Raw genomic sequence first — 1,197 nt, 5'->3', positions numbered from 1 at the left:
GAGCAGCCGCCGCGCCTGCTGGCGCCGTTGAACGCCGACGGCGAGGCTCTCGTCCTCCTCCACGGCGACGACGGCCTCGACGATATGCGCCAGAAGCGCCGTCGTGTAGCCGAGCCCGCAGCCGATTTCGAGCACGGCATCGCCCGGCTCGAGGTCGGCGGCGTCGAGCATCTTGGCGATGGTGCGCGGGTCGAGCAGCATCCGCCCCGGCGCGATCTCGATCGGGCCGCCGACATAGGCGAGGTCGCGCCGCGCGGCGGGCATGAAATCCTCGCGCGGGACGGACAGCATCGCGTCGATGATCGGAAAATTCGTGACGTCGGAGGGCCGCACCTGCGTGTCCACCATCGTCAAACGCTGCTTCGCGAAGTCCGCCATAACTGAACCGGTTCGTCTAGTTGTGTCCTCGCAGTCTTGGCACAGGCGCGCAGGGCACGCAACTGCGCCGATGGCGCGAGCGGCAGGGAATCAGGGTCCGCGCAAGAGGGGCGGAGATGCGTCCGCGTGGCGGGATTCGCTCCGGTGCGGGGAGCACTCACGGGCAATTCCGGAACGGCTCTGGGGATAAGCCGGCGGGCGCTTGTGGACGGAGCGCTATTGTTGACCTTTCGGCGACAATGCAGAAAATATCGGTGGATAATTTCTGAAGTTTTGTTTCCGTATTTTGCGCGATAACAAATCTCGCTTCGGAATTGTTGCCGACCGCCCGCAAGCCGCTATCCTGCTTGTCGGGTCGGGTGGCATCCGCAAGGATTTCAGCGCCAAACACGATTTTCAAGGACGTCGTCCGGCCCGCCTTTCCCTCAGCCGCTATGATAGCTCGTCACCGGGACGAAGCCGACGCTCGCCTCTCCGCCGAGGAGCACGACCGGCCCCGCCCGGAGCCAGGCATGCGCGGCGATCGGGTCGGCACCGGGCTCGGGTTTGCCGCGGTTGATCTTGGCGCCGAGGATCAGCGTGTTCTCGACGCCGCGGCGGTTCAGCATCGCCTTGCCGGCCATGGCCTGCATGAGGCAGGTGAAGCGCCCGCCGACGGTGCGGTTGATCGCCTCGATGGCCCAGCGCACGTCGCGCAGGAGCTGGAGGTCGCCGTGCAGCGCCTCGGTCGCGAAGGTGCCGGGGCGGGGTTCGCCCAGCGCGGGGGCGTAGCTGCGGAACTCGCGGAAGCGCACGAGCCACCAGGCGCGCAGAAGCTCG

At 67.1% G+C, this 1,197-nt stretch carries 3 protein-coding genes; all 3 read right to left on the bottom strand.

The annotated features are described in order from the left end of the window. Positions 1 to 378, bottom strand: a 378-nt coding sequence (locus ACTS11_RS08865; protein ID WP_442639963.1) for a protein-L-isoaspartate O-methyltransferase family protein, incomplete at its 3' end; no start/stop codon positions are given. Positions 379 to 535: 157 nt separating this feature from the next. After that, complete coding sequence (locus ACTS11_RS08860) at positions 536 to 778, bottom strand: hypothetical protein (protein ID WP_442639962.1); 243 nt, start codon at positions 776 to 778, stop codon at positions 536 to 538. A gap of 25 nt (positions 779 to 803) precedes the next feature. Then, positions 804 to 1,197, bottom strand: a 394-nt coding sequence (locus ACTS11_RS08855) for a lasso peptide biosynthesis B2 protein (protein ID WP_442639961.1), incomplete at its 5' end; no start/stop codon positions are given.

The organism is Roseicyclus sp., assembly GCF_052168335.1.
Taxonomy (GTDB): Bacteria; Pseudomonadota; Alphaproteobacteria; order Rhodobacterales; family Rhodobacteraceae; genus Roseibacterium.
The sequence above is the reverse complement of the archived record's forward strand: the minus strand, read 5'-3'. Positions and strand labels throughout refer to the sequence as shown.